Source organism: Psychrobacter sp. NPDC078631, assembly GCF_050268165.1.
GTDB lineage: Bacteria > Pseudomonadota > Gammaproteobacteria > Pseudomonadales > Moraxellaceae > Psychrobacter.
Genome location: NZ_JBNNGG010000006.1, coordinates 77724 through 94341, shown reverse-complemented (window position 1 = coordinate 94341; position 16618 = coordinate 77724). Strand labels below are relative to the sequence as shown.

Below are 16618 nucleotides of genomic sequence, written 5' to 3'. Positions count from 1 at the left end.
TTACCATGGTCAACGTGTCCGATTGTACCGACGTTGACGTGTGGCTTGTTACGTTCAAACTTGGCCTTTGCCATGGGTATTTCCTCTTTTTTTGGGGTTCAAGACTTAACTCATATAAATATGATTATTAAGACGATTTTGACCACATTAAGATAATTGTTAAAAGGTTGCACATACTAATGTGCAGATATTATAAGAAAATCGCGGCCAATAACAAGTCTTTTAACAAGTTATTAGCGTATTCTTTAGTGACAATACACAGACGTACTCTATATTGTCACTTTCAGTAAGTTTTATTTACTCGTCATCATCTTTAGAGTTGAACTTAGAGATGATTTCAGCAGCAACTGATTTTGGAATCTCAGCGTACTTTTGGAATTCCATTGAGTAAGTTGCACGGCCTTGTGACATAGAGCGCATTTGAGTAGCATAACCAAACATTTCCGCTAATGGTACTTCAGCACGAATCTGTTTAGTACCGCCAGGTAGATCTTCCATACCCTGTACCAAACCACGACGACGGTTAAGATCGCCCATGATGTCGCCCATGTAGTCTTCAGGTGTTTCAACTTCTACTTTCATTACTGGCTCAAGTAGCGCTGGATCAGCTGCTAAGAAACCTTTTCTGAAGGCCATAGAACCAGCCATCTTAAATGACAATTCATCAGAGTCAACGTCATGATAAGAACCATCATACAAGGTCGCTTTTACGCCAACTACTGGGTAGCCTGCAAGTACGCCATTTTTCATGCGCTCTTGGATACCTTTGTCAACAGCACCATGGAATTCTTTTGGTACAGTACCACCAACAACTTCTTCAGCGAATTCATATTCAGTGTCGCCAGCTGGATCAAGTGGCTCAAGACGTAACCAAACGTGACCAAACTTACCACGACCACCTGTTTGACGTACGAATTTGCCTTCTTGTTCAACAGTGTTACGAATAGTCTCACGATAAGCAACCTGAGGTGCACCGATGTTTGCTTCAACGTTGAATTCACGCTTCATACGGTCAACAAGAATCTCTAGATGTAGCTCACCCATACCACTGATGATTGTCTGACCAGATTCTTCGTCAGTGTGTACACGGAACGATGGATCTTCTTTTGCCAAACGGCCAAGAGCGATTGACATTTTTTCTTGGTCAGCTTTAGTCTTTGGCTCAACAGCTAGAGAGATAACTGGATCTGGGAATTCCATACGCTCAAGAGTGATCACGTTGTCTTCATCACATAGCGTATCACCAGTAGTCACATCTTTCATGCCAACTAGAGCTGCGATATCACCAGTACGAATCTCTGCAAGCTCTTCTTGAGAGTTTGCCATCATCTGTACGATACGGCCAACACGCTCACGCTTCATCTTAACTGGGTTATAAACACTGCTACCCTGCTTCATTACACCAGAATAAACACGTACGAAGGTTAAGTTACCAACGAATTTGTCATTCATGATTTTGAACGCTAGTGCTGAGAAAGGTGCTTCATCTGATGCTTCACGGCTGCCTTCGCTTTCGTCTTTGTCATCAAGAATACCTTTAATAGCAGGTACGTCGATTGGTGCAGGTAGATACTGAATAACGGCATCTAGCATCTTCTGTACACCTTTGTTCTTAAAGGCAGTACCACAAAGAAGCGGGATGATTTCGTTATCGATAGTCAACTGACGAATAGCACCGTGAATTTGTTCTACAGTCAATTCACCGTTTTCTAGGTATTCGTTCATCAACTCTTCGTTTGCTTCAGCAGCGCTTTCTACAAGATGCTCGCGGTATTCTGCTGCTTTTTCTTGTAGTTCAGTTGGGATTTCGCGCTCATCATACTGCATACCTTGAGACGCTTCGTCCCAATAGATAGCTTTCATGGTCACTAGATCAACAACGCCTTCGAAGTCATCTTCTTTACCGATTGGGATAACCAATGGTACAGGGTTACCACCCAAACGAGTTTTGATCTGTTCGATAACACGATAGAAATCAGCGCCAACACGGTCCATTTTGTTTACGAATGCAAGACGTGGTACTTTATATTTGTTCGCCTGACGCCATACGGTCTCAGACTGTGGCTGAACGCCGCCTACTGCACAGTAAACCATGCAAGCGCCATCAAGTACACGCATAGAACGTTCAACTTCGATCGTGAAGTCAACGTGACCTGGGGTATCGATGATGTTGATACGGTGTTCGTCAAACTGTTTAGCCATACCTGACCAAAAACAAGTTGTTGCCGCTGAGGTAATAGTAATACCACGCTCTTGTTCTTGCTCCATCCAGTCCATAGTGGCTGCGCCATCATGTACTTCGCCAATTTTGTGGCTAACACCGGTATAGAATAAAACACGCTCTGTAGTGGTTGTCTTACCAGCATCGATGTGCGCTGAGATACCAATATTGCGATAGCGTTTTAGGGGAGTTTTACGAGCCATAGTGTTTTCCTAGGAAAAGTCGTGTATATAATAATGTATTGTGTCTCTACCTCATACTCTATGACAAAGCGTTCAGCTTCGTAATATTACTTACTGATTATTGAGCCTAATACGGACAAAAAAAGAGCAAATACTAAGAATAGTGCGGCATCAAATTTGGGATGCTCTCCAGCAAAAACTGTATTTGTTAAGAGAGACATCTGGATAGATGTCCGCCACCTCAGTCATCAATAAATAACATTTATATATGACCGAATGATGATGGCGGCAATCAATAGAATAAACAACAATGTAAGATTAAATGGCATGAGCCTCTAATCTCAAGCTACTATTAAAAAGTAGCTTAGAAACGGTAATGAGAGAATGCTTTGTTAGCATCTGCCATGCGGTGAACTTCGTCACGCTTTTTCATAGCAGCGCCTTTGCCATCAGCAGCATCATTCAATTCGCCAGCTAAACGCAAAGCCATTGATTTTTCAGAACGCTTAGCAGCAGCTTCAGCTAACCAACGCATAGCCAATGCAGTACGACGGGAGGGGCGTACTTCCATTGGTACTTGATAGGTTGCACCGCCAACGCGGCGAGCTTTTACTTCTACCATTGGGCGTACATTTTCTAGCACTTCTTCGAAGAAAGATACTGGATCTTCAACTTTACGCTTCTCACTTACTGTCTCAAGTGCACCGTAAACGATACGCTCAGCAGTAGATTTTTTACCATCACTCATTACATGGTTGATGAATTTTGCAACAGTTTGGCTACCAAACTTAGGATCCGGTAGGATCTCACGGGCAGCAACGACGCGACGTCTTGGCATAATAAATTTCCTTATCTTCAGGAGTGTCTAACATTCACAACATCGACTACTTATCATTAGGATATAGCAGCGAGTTATCAGTTAGCCTTACTGCATGGTGGTATGTTTTAAGAGCAAATCACAGATATATATTTATATAAAAGCGATATTACTACTGACACCAAACCCATGCACAGTTATTGGGTAGTGCAAAAAGCTTATCTAATAACGTTTAGTTATTAAACTTTAGGCTTCTTAGCACCGTACTTAGAGCGACCTTGCTTACGGTCTTTAACGCCTGCGCAATCTAATGCACCACGAACAGTGTGATAACGTACACCTGGTAGATCTTTTACACGACCACCACGGATTAGAACAACACTGTGCTCTTGTAGGTTATGACCTTCGCCGCCGATGTAGCTTGATACTTCATAGCCTGAAGTCAAACGTACACGACATACTTTACGCATGGCAGAGTTAGGTTTTTTTGGCGTGGTAGTATATACACGAGTACATACACCGCGACGCTGTGGGCACGCTTCCAACGCAGGAACTTTTGACTTTTCCTTGATGGTTTTGCGACCTTTACGAATCAATTGGTTAGTTGTTGCCATAAGGCATCCTTCTCCCGTTTGGTATAAAACAAAAAAATGGGCCAATGCACCATCTATCTGACAATAATTGCAGATTTCGGGGCACCCATTTTTAGGACAGTGTATTATAAAGAGTTGTTGCTGCTATTTCAACCACTTATGAATGGTTTTGCTTTACAACATTTGATAGATATGCATTCAGCCTCTCATTGTATCACTTTATAGATTTTTCGCCGAAAAATAGCGTAAGAAATAAAGTAAACAAAGAGAGCTCAAGCATCATTAAGAAAAGATGTTTAACATTGAAATGGTACTTGATAGTAACTAAGTGGTGGTATTTATCCTAATTTTCAAGTCATGTTACTCAATCAAAATAAGATAAATACCTTTGTACTTATAAATATATAACCCAACTAGCAAATAATATATCTATTACTTGGCTTTTTTATCAGATGTTTGCTTGTCTGCATCTTTTTTACTGCTAGTTTCTTCTTTATCAGTAGCTTTTTCTGAATCACTGCTTTTTTCTTTGCGCTCTGTGTCTTTTTTCGCCTCATCAGTATCAGCCTTTTCTACTTTAGCCTCACTGCTGCTGTCATCAGTAATAGCACGATTAGCCAATTTTGCTTCTGGTGCAAAGGTCGCCTGAGCAACGCCAATAACTTCGTCAATCAACTGGCTATTATAATGCATGCCGATCGCTACTGCGGTGACAGGAATAAAACGACGAACCCATGATAAGTTGATCTGATCTAAATCTACACCTACTTGACTGGCGACTTTGTCTATTTGCTCGGCATAGAAATTTACATTTTTATTTTTCAGACCGAGATTTTTAAGTTCACTATGCAGTCCATTGCTCTGAGCATTATCAAGCAAACCTTTACCAATACCTAAACCAGCTAGTAGGGCTTGTTTTTCTTGCATTTTGCTCAAGTCAGCGTTTGATAGTAGTTCGTACGCCATCTTGACGCCTTGCTTACCTGTCAGCGGCTTATTATATACAGCAGCAATTTGATAAACCGTACGTAATGAAACCAGTAATAGCCATAGTGTATCAGCGAGCAAACCTGGTAGACCTGCTAAACCTGTCAAGCCACCCATCATTGCAAGCGCGCGGTTTTGGTTAGCAATATCAGTAGCTAGCGCATAACGCTCTTCGTCATCTAAAGTAGCAATATTGGCAAAGCGATGCTCATTAGGCAAGTCGAGTTGACTCCAGTTGGCAGCGAGGTTGGCCACTTGGGCAAATGCGCCATCAACTGTCGATTGAAAAAAGCTATTCGGCACGACTTTTTTAGCATATTTACCATAAGTAGCAAAACGTGGTCCTAAAAGTTGCTGCGTCGCCTTCAACGTTTGCTCACGAAACAAGTCTTGTTGGTAGTCTTCATCGCCTAGGTCGACTGCTTTATATTGACGCGGTTTGCCCGTTTTAGCGTTTACGCTATCAATCATAGCCCCTACACGCTCTAGATTGTTTCGAGTAAAAGAGCCAATGGTATTGATGCTTTTAGAAAAAGTACTACGCTTTGCCATCGTGATGTCCTTAATATGATGAGTTGGTTTTTAATATAGTTGTATTTTAATATGATAGTTAATTATTAATAATAATGAATCTATTATTTTAGCCAGTTATCGTAACTGGTGTCAGTGCGAACAATGTTATTAGAATCACAAATTTTGTATCTAAAGTATAATTCTGTCCATAGTCAGTAGCTAGGCTTACTTCTCATCTCTTTACTCAAAACTCAGTCATAAGTGTTATTTTGTCGTTATTTTACACTTGTCCAAAGATTTCCAGTGCTTGATACGTTATCATGTGCCATAACTGAGAGCATAATTGTACACTGAATTTATATTGCCTCTGATAGACCGTTAATAGAATTTCGTTACCTAAATTCATGCTATCGTTATCTACATAGACTATTTTTTCATTATAATGCTCGAATTAACTCATAGTTAAACATCATATATAGATTTACCACGATTATTGCAACCAACTGCTAGCAAGTCGTTACTTATAAGGAATAGCATATGCGCCGCGTCGTTATTACTGGAGCAGGGATTGTCTCTTGTATTGGACATGATTTAGATACTGTCACCACTGCCCTCAAAGAAGGTCAGTCTGGCATCACATTTAACGATTCTTATGCTGAACACGAGTTTAAATCACACGTGAGCGGTAGTATCAATCAATCAGAACTTGATACCAGTGGTATCGATCGTAAGCTGAAACGATTCTTTAGTGACGCCAGTCTCTATGCTTATGTTAGTGCGCTGAATGCGATTGAGCACTCAGGACTATCGCTTGATACCATCAACAACAATCCACGAGTGGGTGTGGTGGCAAGTTCGGGCGGCGCATCAACAGAAAATATCGTCAATGCTATCGATGCTATGCGCGAAAAAGGTCTACGCGGTGTCGGCGCAATGGCCGTACCAAAGACAATGGGTAGCTCAGTATCAGCCGCCTTAGCAACCGGCCTCAAAATCCAAGGCGTCTCCTACTCGCTCGCCTCTGCTTGCGCGACTTCAACACACTGTATTGGTCATGCTGCTGAGCTTATCCAACTGGGTAAAGCCGATGTGATATTGGCTGGTGGTAGTGAAGCTGAGCATTGGACTCAGTCTTGTATGTTTGATGCCATGGGCGCAGTTAGTACTCAGTATAACGACACACCAAAACTTGCCTCAAGAGCCTATGACAAAGACCGTGACGGTTTTGTGATTGCTGCTGGTGGCGCGATGGTGGTTGTAGAGAGTCTAGAGCATGCTCAAGCACGTGGTGCCAATATTTTGGCTGAAATCGTTGGCTATGGTGCCAGCTCTGATGGTGCAGAGATGGTTGCGCCAAGCGGTGAAGGTGCTGTTCGCTGTATGCAACAAGCCTTGGCCGAAGCGGGTCTAGAAAGTGTCGATTACATCAACAGCCATGGTACTAGTACGCCGCTAGGCGATATTACTGAGCTTAAAGCGATTGCTAAAGTATTTGATAATGACGTCAGTAAAGTACCTGCTATCAGCTCAACCAAATCAATGACAGGCCATAGCTTGGGCGCTGTTGGTGCACAAGAGCTGATTTATTGTCTGCTAATGCTACAGGACGGCTTTATCGCTCCAAGTATCAATGTTGATAACTTAGATCCTGCTGCTGAAGGTTTCGATATCGTCACCGAAATGCGTGAAGCAAATCTTGAAACTTTGATGAGTAATAGCTTTGGCTTTGGTGGTACTAACGCTACGCTGATTATCAAAAAGTTTGACGCTTAACCCATGCTTGTATCAAATCACAATACAACTGAGCAGACAGATTCTGCGCCATCGCCAGCTAGCAAACCTAGCTGGCGTTTTGGTGATTTGTCTGCTGCAGAGCTGATGCCGCAGCTACAGCGTCACTTGCTCGACCAAGATATTAAGGCAAACTGGCAGCTTGTTTGGCTTAATAATGATGGTCGACCCGTAATCGGTTTACTCCCAAAAGTCAGTTGGTCTGTATATCCCAATGATGAGCAAGCTCTTAATAGTTCACCCAATATTTATAAGGTGATTAAAAATTGTCGCAGTACTGACGTGCGTCGCGATACTGATGTAAATAGCGATAACAATAGTTATGCTAGTACGACAGCTTATATAAGCTATCTAGAGTGGCAAGAGGAGCTGATTGCCTATAGCAATGCTCAAGAATTTAATCACGATACGTCATATATCAATAACGAAGAAAGCTCGAAACCCAGTTATCATCATGGGCTAATCGGTTTTATTGGTTATGATATTGCAGCTCTCGAACTAAGCCCTGCCGATAGGATTGAATTGGCAATGCAGCCGTGTGCCTCATTGGGACATTATGATATTTATCTAACACCTACGGCACATGCTGATACAGGTTGGACGTTAAAGAGTCGTCTAACTAACGATGATGCTTCTGAGAATACCGATCATGAGACAAACGATATTCTTATAAATACTCTTACCTCTTACCTAGACGAACTGGATCAAAAACTATCTGATAAACACCTCAATCAACCACAGTTCGAAGATTCATCAAGTATCACTCCCCTAGTTTTAAGTCCGCGATGGAGTAAGCTTGATTATCAACAAGCGTTTAATCGCACACAAGACTATCTACAGCAAGGCGACTGCTATCAGATAAACCTGACACAGAAATGGTCTGGTAGTTTAGCGCGTGAAAATAACGATGTTCAATCAGCCTTTTCGCTTATTAACTATTTGCCTGCGCTATATCGCAATACAAAAGCACCTTTTGCAGGATATGTGAGCGTTGATAGCAATGATGGTGATTACCTAAATAGAAGCAGCAGCTTTGTCGCAGACAGCAATCATTTTGAATTGTTAAGCTGCTCACCTGAGTTGTTTTTTACATTCACTAGAGAAATCGACACTGGCAAACACTCTATTCGCACCAAGCCTATCAAGGGAACCATGCCGCGAGGTACTACTGACGAGCAAGATGAACTGTATAAGCAGCAACTGGTCAATAGCGAAAAAGACCGCGCCGAAAATGTCATGATTGTAGATTTACTGCGTAATGATTTGGGTAAATACGCCAAAATTGGTAGTGTAAAAGTACCACAGTTATTTGCGATTGAGAGCTTTAGCAACGTGCATCATATGGTGAGTACGATTACCGCTGAGCTAAAAGCTGATACTCATCCATTGGCTGTATTGTTTGGTAGTCTGCCTGCTGGTTCTATCACTGGCACACCAAAAAAACGCGCTATCGAAATTATCGCTGAATTGGAATCTACGCCACGCGGTGCTTATTGTGGCACTATGGGTTATATGAACTTTGATGGTAATGGTCAATGGAATGTACTCATTCGTACATTGCAAGCCAACGCTTTATCAAATGATAACTGTAATAAAGAAAGACACGTTAACCTGTGGGCAGGTGGCGGTATTACGGTCGCGTCTGATTGTGATGCTGAATACCAAGAATGCTTAGATAAAGTAGGTAATTTATTATCAGTACTGGCTCAAAAAACCTAAGATAGCGTACTCAAACATTATTACTAATTTAAAATTAAAAAAGCCTGCCAACGTTACGTTAGCAGGCTTTATTTTTAAGACTTATCGATAGTGCTTTACGTGATGAGTAAAGGGACTAACCTATTCACATTCTACATTAAGCTATCAATATAATTTTATTCAGCAACAACGCTAGCATCGACTTGCAAGGCTTTTAGCGCATCAATCAAACGGTTGTTCTGCTCTGCTGTACCGATAGTAATACGCAAGTACTCTGCAATACGCGGCTTATCAAAATGGCGAACGATAATGCCCTGCTCGCGTAACGCACTCGCTACAGCACTTGCATCGCCATCTTTTGGACGAGCGAATAGGAAGTTGGCATGTGACGGTAGGACCTTATAGCCCAATGTCGTCAACTCTGCTGTTAGCGACGTACGTAAATCAATGACTTGCTGACGGGTTTGCTCAAAATACTCAGTATCTAACACACTCGCAGTCGCACCAGCTTGAGCCAACTTATCCAGCGGATAGCTGTTAAAGCTATTTTTCATCCGTGTCAGTGCTTCAATCAATGATGCATTACCAAAGGCCATACCAACGCGCAATCCAGCAAGCGAACGTGATTTTGAGAAGGTTTGGGTCACGATAACGTTATCACACTCATTGATTAAGCTCACCGCTGAGACTGGCACGTCTGCATTGCTTTCATCCATCTGAGCAAAATCGATATACGCTTCGTCAATAACAATGACCGCATTAGAATGCTCACTTGCAAGTTTACGGATATCAGCAAGTGATAATAGTAAGCCCGTTGGCGCATTAGGGTTGGCGATGATGATACCGCTACAAGGCTGACGATAAGCATCAGGATCAATGCTAAAGTCTTCCTCTAAAGGAATCTGTACAAGCTCTACACCGAACGTCTGTGCATATACAGGATAGAAACTATAACCAATATCAGGTGATAACAGCGGACGCTCTTTTAAAAAGAAGCTCGCAAATACTAACGCCAAGACTTCATCGGAACCATTACCAACGAATACTTGATTGATATCAAGGTTGTATGACTGTGCCAATGCAGCACGTAGGTCATTAGATTCAGGAGCAGGATACAAACGTAACTCATCAGCCTGCTGTTCCAAAACCTTGGCAATAGCCTCCCCTACTTTTGGCGAGGGTGGAAATGGGTTTTCATTGGTATTTAGTTTGCATAGATTGTCGTGTTGCGGCTGCTCACCTGGAATATAAGGTGACAAGTTGCGCGCTTTAGACGACCACAGTCTGGTGTCTATCTTTGACTCACTCATAAATTATCCTACTATTAGCCATAAAGACTATTAAAAATAAATATCAAAAGTAAAAGCTAAAAATTCAAAATCAATTACTGATAACGATAACGATAACGAGCTGAACGCGCATGGGCTTCTAAGTCCTCACGCTGCGCTAAAATATCAGCTGTCTCAGCCAGAGGCTTGCTGCCGGATTCACTGCAATAAATGATGGATGATTTCTTTTGAAAATCGTAAACACCTAACGGCGAAGAAAAGCGCGCCGTACCTGATGTTGGCAGTACATGGTTCGGTCCTGCACAGTAATCTCCAATAGCTTCAGGCGTATGACGGCCCATAAAGATAGCACCAGCATGACGAATATCGTTTAACAGTGCGTCAGGGTTATCAACAGATAACTCTAAATGCTCAGGAGCGATACGATTGATAAGTGCCATACCTTCACTACGATCTTTTACCAATATCAGTGCGCCCCGATTTTGCAGCGAGTCACGCGCGATATCTGCTTTTGGCAGCTCAGTCAGTGCTTTTTCTATCTCAAGTGCTACTTCGTTGAGCTGCTCTTCACTAGTCGTCACAAAGATAGCTTGTGCAATACGATCATGTTCAGCTTGAGACAATAGATCCATCGCTAGCCAGTCCGCTCTATCTTGTGTTTCGCCTTCTGCATATACCAATACTTCTGAAGGTCCAGCAATCATATCGATACCAACTTGACCAAATACCGCGCGTTTGGCTGCGGCGACATATTTGTTGCCTGGTCCTGTGATTTTGTCCACGGCTGGAATCGTCTTAGTACCGTAAGCTAAAGCTGCTACTGCTTGAGCGCCACCAATAGTGAAGACGCGATCGACTTGGGCCAGATGGGCCGCTGCCAATACTAAAGGATTGAGCACGCCTTTAGGCGCTGGTACGACCATAATAACTTCAGTGACGCCAGCCACCTTAGCAGGAATAGCATTCATCAATACTGAAGAAGGATAAGAAGCCAGACCACCTGGTACATAAATCCCAACGCGATCAAGTGGCGTGACTTTTTGACCCAGTCGGTTGCCTAGCTCATCCTCATATTGCCACGTTTCTTGGACTTGGCGCTCATGGAATGTCTGTACCCGAGTCGCTGCTGTGGTCAACGCTAACTTTACTTTTTCATCAAGATTGGCAAACGCTTCAGCAAGCGCTTCTTTAGACAGCTCCAACTCTTGCATCGATGTTGCTGGATGCTGGTCAAACTGCTGAGTCAATGCCAATACGACGTTATCACCATCAGCACGTACTTGGGCGATGATATCATCGACGGTATGTAATAATTCAGCATCATTGACTGTTTCAAAGGCAAGCAACTGTGTCAATTGACTATCAAAATCGGCATTTTGGGTACTTAACTGGCGCATGACCTAATCCTATATCTGAGCATAAAGTAGTGCTAAAAATGAACGGTTTGGAACTGAGTAAAGTGGGTTTATCTTTCAAAGCATTGTGACTTATTCTATGTCTTCTTGTCTGAATTTTACGGTGATTTTATGTTTTCGCAAGCTAAGACAACAAAACCAGTTTAGCACGCTACGTCACTCATAGCCTGCTAAACTGGTTTAAAAATTTGTATAACCATGCTTTATATTACCAATGACTTGCACTGGATCATTAGCTGTTGGCGATACTATTTTTAAAGCTATCTAAGATTGGTTCTAGTAGTGCAAATTTGCGCTTATAGCTCACTTGATTGACGATCAGACGTGATGAAACATCACAAATGTGATCGCGGGCTTCAAGTCCATTGGCGCGCAATGTATTACCTGTGTCGACCACATCGACAATCAGATCGCCCAAGCCGACCAACGGCGCAAGCTCCATCGAACCGTAAAGCTTGATGACATCAACCTGCTGACCTTGGCTCGCAAAATAAGCACGAGCGACATTGACATATTTGGTCGCGATACGCAGACGACGATTTGGCAGCGGTGCATCTTTCACACCCGCAGTCATCAGTTTGCACTGGGCAATCTGCAAATCGAGCAATTCATAAACATGGTTGGCACCATGCTCAAGCAGCACATCTTTACCCGCCACCCCAAAGTCAGCAGCGCCATGTTCGACATAGGTTGGCACGTCGCTGGCACGCAAAATCAATACACGCACATTTGGATTTGAGGTTGGAAAAATAAGTTTACGTGACGCTTCAGGATCTTCTAAAAGATCAACGCCAGCTGCACGTAGCAGTGGCATGGTCTCTTCTAGAATGCGGCCTTTTGATAAAGCCAAGGTTAGACCTGAAAACTCATCGTTTACTTCGTTTAATAAACCGCTGGCTGGTAAAGATTTGCTTGTCTCAGTCATAATGACATCGTGTCCATGTGCAGTCCCCTACTCAAAGGGGAGTTTTTAATTTATAACGTAATATGAGTAACAGTCGATATTGAGTCAATCAATATTAAGCGTTGGTATTAATACGCTCGATGTTCACGCCTAAGCTACGCAGCTTGTCTTCAACATGCTCATAACCACGGTCGATGTGGTAAATACGGTCAATTAAGCTCTCGCCTTCAGCAGTCGCCGCTGCCATTACCAATGACATAGACGCACGTAAATCCGTCGCCATTACTGGTGCTGCGGTAAAGTTTTCGACACCTCTTACTACCGCAGTGTGACCATCAACCTGAATAGACGCGCCCAAACGATTGAGCTCAGGTACATGCATATAGCGATTTTCGAAGATGTTTTCAATAAAAGTACTTGTACCGTCAGCTAAGCAAGCAATCGCCATTAGCTGAGCTTGCATATCCGTTGGGAAACCAGGATGTGGCTGAGTACGGATATCCACTGCCTTTGGACGGCCTTTCATCTGCGCACGAATCCAGTCATCACCGCTCGTAATAACTGCACCCATATCTTCAAACTTCTCTAGCACTGGTGTCAATAATAGAGCAGATGTTTTTTTGGTCAACACATCGCCACGTGTCATCAAGGCACCAGCAAGGTATGAGCCTGTTTCGATACGGTCAGGGACGACTGAGTACTCACAGCCGTGTAGACGCTCTACCCCTTCAATCGTCATCGTTGATGTACCGATACCGCTTATTTTGGCACCCATTGCAACCAACATATTGGCCAAATCAACCACTTCTGGCTCTAACGCACAGTTGCCTAAGACAGTCGTACCTTTGGCCAATGCTGCTGCCATGATGACGTTTTCAGTACCGCCAACAGTAATCATATCAAATGAGAAATTACAGCCTAATAGCTTGCCACCTTTTGGTGCTTGGGCTTTTACATAGCCATTCTCTACACTGATTTCAGCACCCATCGCTTCAAAAGCTTTTAGATGCTGATCAACAGGGCGCGAACCAATCGCACAACCACCTGGCAATGAGACTTCAGCTTCGCCAAAACGTGCCAGTAACGGCCCTAGTACCAAGATTGACGCGCGCATGGTTTTTACCAAATCATACGGGGCATAAAAGTTATCGATACTCTTGGTATCGCAAGTGACCGTATCGTCTTGCTTCTGGATTTTGATACCCATGCCACCAATCAATTCAATCAACGTTCGCACGTCTTGTAGTGACGGCACGTTATGCAGTGTCGTTGGAGTCTCAGCCAATATCATAGCTGCGAGTAACGGCAAAGCGGCATTTTTGGCGCCTGAGATGGTGACTTCCCCTGCGATACGACTACTACCAGTGATTAAAAATTGATCCATAAAGGTGACAACCTAGCGATGAGTATAAAAAATTATGAAAACCAGAACTACAACTCTCAACCATACATATGGCCGATTCAGTAATATCTAGTCATATAGACAGCTATTTGATTAGCCTTTTGATTGAACGTCCCACTCAGCAGGCGTCAGCGCTTGGATATTGAGTGCGTGAATATCGCCACTCGCAATCTTATCATTGACTAACGCATATACTGCTTGCTGACGTTGAACCGCTCGTTTGCCTTCAAAACTGGCATCGACCACGCGTACGTCAAACTTATTACCTTGGTTGGCAGCTTGAATAAAAGCGTCTGGGAAGTGAGTCTGTAAAAATGCGATCAAATCGTCAGCGTTCATGCTCATAAAATAGTCTGCCTTAAAGTTTAGAATAGGGTATAGATTTAAAGTGATGACATTATAACAAGAGTTTGCATATCTTACAGTACTGTCTTACTCAAGTGTGTTTAAGCATTGAGACAGTGCTATCAATTAAACGGTCAAAATTCGTCGATACGCATAGCGATAAGCTATTTGAGCGTTTTATCCAAGTACGTTAACACTTGCGCACGCACATCATTGACCCAGCGCAGCGGCGATGCCATCGCACCAATACTAGTTGCGTGACTGGCCCCTTCTATTTCGCCCGTTTCAACGGTTACGCCTGCTTTTTTAAACGCTTCTGTCATTTTGATTGTATTAGTCACATGTACAATTTTGTCTTTTTCCGCCGTTAACAATAAATAGGGCGGCTGCGCGCCTTTAATCTGACGATCTGGCATCACCTGATCAGGCGTGGCGTTAGAGCCAAACGCTGTTGCACTACTGAACTTACGGAAATCATAGCTATAAGGACCTGCAATCCCAATAACGGTTGCAATATCTGTTGGCTTAATACCATAAGGTGCCAAAAAGTCTTCGTTGGCAACGGCTGCTACTGCATTAAACGCGCCAGCAGAATGCCCCATCACCGCTAGGCGTGACGGATCAGCATGGAGACTGGTCGCATTTTCCATACTCCAAGCAATTGCCTGAGCTGCATCTTTGACATAATCAGGATAGACATGCTCAGGCGCTTTACGGTAATTAATCACTGCGGTGACGTAACCTGCTTTGGCTAAGCTCTGACCGACAAAGGCGTATTGTTCTTTATTACCGCTCTCCCATGAACCACCATGGACAAATACCACCATAGGATAGCTAGTATTAATAGCACTCTGAGATTTCATTGCTTGTGCTAGCGGTTTTGGATAATAGATATCTAGGTCTTGTGAAGGCTGATCACCGTATAAGATATCCTTACTCACCCCAACGCCACCACTAGAAGTAATCCCATTGACGATAGCTAATGGTGATAGTGCCTGTGCGTTTTGCGTGGCTAACGCGATACTGCCCAATGCCAATATTGCCGCACCACCAAATCTCAACGTTCGTATTTTCTTATGATCAGGCTTGTTATGTAGTCCTACATTACCAATGACGCTTGTGTCTTCATTTGATTGTATATTTGCCTGTGAATCCTTCATGACCAGTATCCTATTATATTTATTTATCAATCAGTAGTAACAGGCTAACAGCGATAATGGTTCATCCATTAGCCAATGATGTTTTTAATATTAGTATCGTTGGCTAATGCGCTGACTCTGCTACGTTTTACTATTGATATAGTAACCACTGGCTGAAGATTTCTCGTGCCTTTACTGTTATTACTATTTAGGCTTATTGTGATTAACGTCATTTATCGCTTGGCGAACTAAGGGTGCTTACTGATTCTGATAAAGATCAATATAAGGGCTTGAAGACGGCTGCGCAGTAGTGGCCTCTTCTTCCGTTATGACGATAGGCGTTGCCGTACTGATAATAGTATCTTGGGCAGCTGGCGCTACTGCAGGATTCACCAAATTACTCTCGTACATGATGTCATCATTATTTATTTTGACCCCTCTATCGTCAACGACAGTTGTCAGCAATACCAACTCAGTGACCCCAACGGTGCCATTAGCGATATCAATCAGATGACTCTGCTGAGTGGGTGTCATACGGCCCATAATGTAGACCACGCCATTATTAGTAACGGCTTTAATTTGTGACGCACTCACACCATCGCTAGCGGCTATTTTCGCCAGTAGCTTTGAAGTGATATAACCATCATGAACCGTTGAGCTATACCCTTTTGACGCACTCACTTCCATTTCATTGTAGACACGGCGTACATCTGGCATAGAGCTAACGACTTTTTCCACTTCTGCTTTGAGCGTTTCAGTTGGCACTTCACCGGTGAGCAGCACTTCGCTATTGAAGCTATCGATACCCATACGACTGGTTTGCTGCAAGTCTTCTTTTAGCCCGTATACATTGATTTTGGCAGTATGTTCAATACTACGATCGAGCAGACGCTGCGGAATCGTGCGCTCAGTCATTGGCACACCATAAGTCCCTTCTGTACTGTTGGTCAGATAGTTGGTGGCACAACCTGTACTGACAACGCAGGCAGCAATCATAATGCCAGTCGTAATACGGCGTGATGAACCAAAAATAGCAGTGCGCAAATGCATCCGTGTCATTATTTACCTCTTAGAACATGGTTGTGACAATTTTATAAATTGAACAAATCTTAATCTAGGTCGTGTCTTTATTTTGAAGAAAACACGCTCTAGTAGTGACGAGCTAGAAATAGCTATAAGCTAATACTTTATCTGATTTATAGGAAGTTGACTATAACCGCTACTTTACTTAATTTTGGCCATCAGCGGTTAGCTTTTTAGTAACGAATCTTACTTGTCAGATGTGGTTAGATGCTTCACTTGGCAGCGTCTATCTTATTTGC

Annotated in this window: 13 protein-coding genes and 1 pseudogene; 2 read left to right on the top strand and 12 right to left on the bottom strand. The window is 43.0% G+C overall.

The window, feature by feature from the left end; genetic code table 11:
* From ACQKCP_RS12690 to ACQKCP_RS12670, 5 genes and pseudogenes are all read right to left on the bottom strand, one after another.
* Positions 1-74: pseudogene (locus tag ACQKCP_RS12690) on the bottom strand (hypothetical protein); the annotation flags it as partial.
* A gap of 223 nt (positions 75-297) precedes the next feature.
* The gene (fusA, locus tag ACQKCP_RS12685; protein WP_057761733.1) at positions 298-2424 is read right to left on the bottom strand and encodes an elongation factor G; all 2127 of its coding nucleotides are present in this window, start codon (positions 2422-2424) and stop codon (positions 298-300) included.
* A 343-nt stretch (positions 2425-2767) separates the two neighbouring features.
* On the bottom strand, positions 2768-3241 hold the full coding sequence (rpsG, locus tag ACQKCP_RS12680; protein WP_057761735.1) for a 30S ribosomal protein S7: 474 nt from the start codon (positions 3239-3241) through the stop codon (positions 2768-2770).
* A 218-nt stretch (positions 3242-3459) separates the two neighbouring features.
* A complete protein-coding gene (rpsL, locus tag ACQKCP_RS12675) occupies positions 3460-3834 on the bottom strand; it encodes a 30S ribosomal protein S12 (protein ID WP_011281154.1) in 375 nt (124 codons plus the stop codon).
* 411 nt (positions 3835-4245) lie between these two features.
* Positions 4246-5352 (bottom strand): EcsC family protein, encoded by a 1107-nt coding sequence (locus ACQKCP_RS12670; RefSeq protein ID WP_427612565.1) that lies wholly within the window; start codon positions 5350-5352, stop codon positions 4246-4248.
* A 498-nt stretch (positions 5353-5850) separates the two neighbouring features.
* Between ACQKCP_RS12670 and ACQKCP_RS12665 the strand changes: the two genes are divergently transcribed.
* Both ACQKCP_RS12665 and ACQKCP_RS12660 read left to right on the top strand, forming a co-directional pair.
* Complete coding sequence (locus ACQKCP_RS12665; protein WP_102091614.1) at positions 5851-7086, top strand: beta-ketoacyl-ACP synthase II; 1236 nt, start codon at positions 5851-5853, stop codon at positions 7084-7086.
* A gap of 3 nt (positions 7087-7089) precedes the next feature.
* On the top strand, positions 7090-8823 hold the full coding sequence (locus ACQKCP_RS12660; RefSeq protein WP_427612564.1) for an anthranilate synthase component I family protein: 1734 nt from the start codon (positions 7090-7092) through the stop codon (positions 8821-8823).
* A gap of 155 nt (positions 8824-8978) precedes the next feature.
* Here the strand turns inward: ACQKCP_RS12660 and hisC are convergent, their stop codons facing one another.
* The 7 genes from hisC to ACQKCP_RS12625 all read right to left on the bottom strand — a co-directional run bounded on the left by hisC (position 8979) and on the right by ACQKCP_RS12625 (position 16355).
* Complete coding sequence (gene hisC, locus ACQKCP_RS12655) at positions 8979-10112, bottom strand: histidinol-phosphate transaminase (protein WP_427612563.1); 1134 nt, start codon at positions 10110-10112, stop codon at positions 8979-8981.
* A gap of 74 nt (positions 10113-10186) precedes the next feature.
* A complete protein-coding gene (gene hisD / locus ACQKCP_RS12650; RefSeq protein ID WP_427612562.1) occupies positions 10187-11488 on the bottom strand; it encodes a histidinol dehydrogenase in 1302 nt (433 codons plus the stop codon).
* Positions 11489-11738: 250 nt separating this feature from the next.
* Entirely contained in the window at positions 11739-12431 is a 693-nt protein-coding gene (gene hisG / locus ACQKCP_RS12645; RefSeq protein ID WP_101205353.1) for an ATP phosphoribosyltransferase, read from the bottom strand.
* 94 nt (positions 12432-12525) lie between these two features.
* Entirely contained in the window at positions 12526-13794 is a 1269-nt protein-coding gene (murA, locus tag ACQKCP_RS12640; protein ID WP_427612561.1) for a UDP-N-acetylglucosamine 1-carboxyvinyltransferase, read from the bottom strand.
* Between the two features lie 111 nt (positions 13795-13905).
* Positions 13906-14157: a BolA family protein gene (locus tag ACQKCP_RS12635; RefSeq protein ID WP_102091608.1), complete on the bottom strand. Its 252-nt coding sequence runs from the start codon at positions 14155-14157 to the stop codon at positions 13906-13908.
* A gap of 164 nt (positions 14158-14321) precedes the next feature.
* Complete coding sequence (locus ACQKCP_RS12630; RefSeq protein ID WP_427612560.1) at positions 14322-15317, bottom strand: alpha/beta hydrolase; 996 nt, start codon at positions 15315-15317, stop codon at positions 14322-14324.
* Between the two features lie 237 nt (positions 15318-15554).
* Entirely contained in the window at positions 15555-16355 is an 801-nt protein-coding gene (locus tag ACQKCP_RS12625; protein ID WP_427612559.1) for a BON domain-containing protein, read from the bottom strand.
* Between the last annotated feature and the right edge of the window lie 263 nt (positions 16356-16618).

Excerpts from the sequence above, each read along its gene's own strand:
- fusA (WP_057761733.1), bottom strand. The coding sequence starts at position 2,424 with ATGGCTCGTAAAACTCCCCTAAAACGCTATCGCAATATTGGTATCTCA.
- rpsG (WP_057761735.1), bottom strand. The coding sequence starts at position 3,241 with ATGCCAAGACGTCGCGTCGTTGCTGCCCGTGAGATCCTACCGGATCCT.
- rpsL (WP_011281154.1), bottom strand. The coding sequence starts at position 3,834 with ATGGCAACAACTAACCAATTGATTCGTAAAGGTCGCAAAACCATCAAG.
- ACQKCP_RS12670 (WP_427612565.1), bottom strand. The coding sequence starts at position 5,352 with ATGGCAAAGCGTAGTACTTTTTCTAAAAGCATCAATACCATTGGCTCT.
- ACQKCP_RS12665 (WP_102091614.1), top strand. The coding sequence starts at position 5,851 with ATGCGCCGCGTCGTTATTACTGGAGCAGGGATTGTCTCTTGTATTGGA.
- ACQKCP_RS12660 (WP_427612564.1), top strand. The coding sequence starts at position 7,090 with ATGCTTGTATCAAATCACAATACAACTGAGCAGACAGATTCTGCGCCA.
- hisC (WP_427612563.1), bottom strand. The coding sequence starts at position 10,112 with ATGAGTGAGTCAAAGATAGACACCAGACTGTGGTCGTCTAAAGCGCGC.
- hisD (WP_427612562.1), bottom strand. The coding sequence starts at position 11,488 with ATGCGCCAGTTAAGTACCCAAAATGCCGATTTTGATAGTCAATTGACA.
- hisG (WP_101205353.1), bottom strand. The coding sequence starts at position 12,431 with ATGACTGAGACAAGCAAATCTTTACCAGCCAGCGGTTTATTAAACGAA.
- murA (WP_427612561.1), bottom strand. The coding sequence starts at position 13,794 with ATGGATCAATTTTTAATCACTGGTAGTAGTCGTATCGCAGGGGAAGTC.
- ACQKCP_RS12635 (WP_102091608.1), bottom strand. The coding sequence starts at position 14,157 with ATGAGCATGAACGCTGACGATTTGATCGCATTTTTACAGACTCACTTC.
- ACQKCP_RS12630 (WP_427612560.1), bottom strand. The coding sequence starts at position 15,317 with ATGAAGGATTCACAGGCAAATATACAATCAAATGAAGACACAAGCGTC.
- ACQKCP_RS12625 (WP_427612559.1), bottom strand. The coding sequence starts at position 16,355 with ATGACACGGATGCATTTGCGCACTGCTATTTTTGGTTCATCACGCCGT.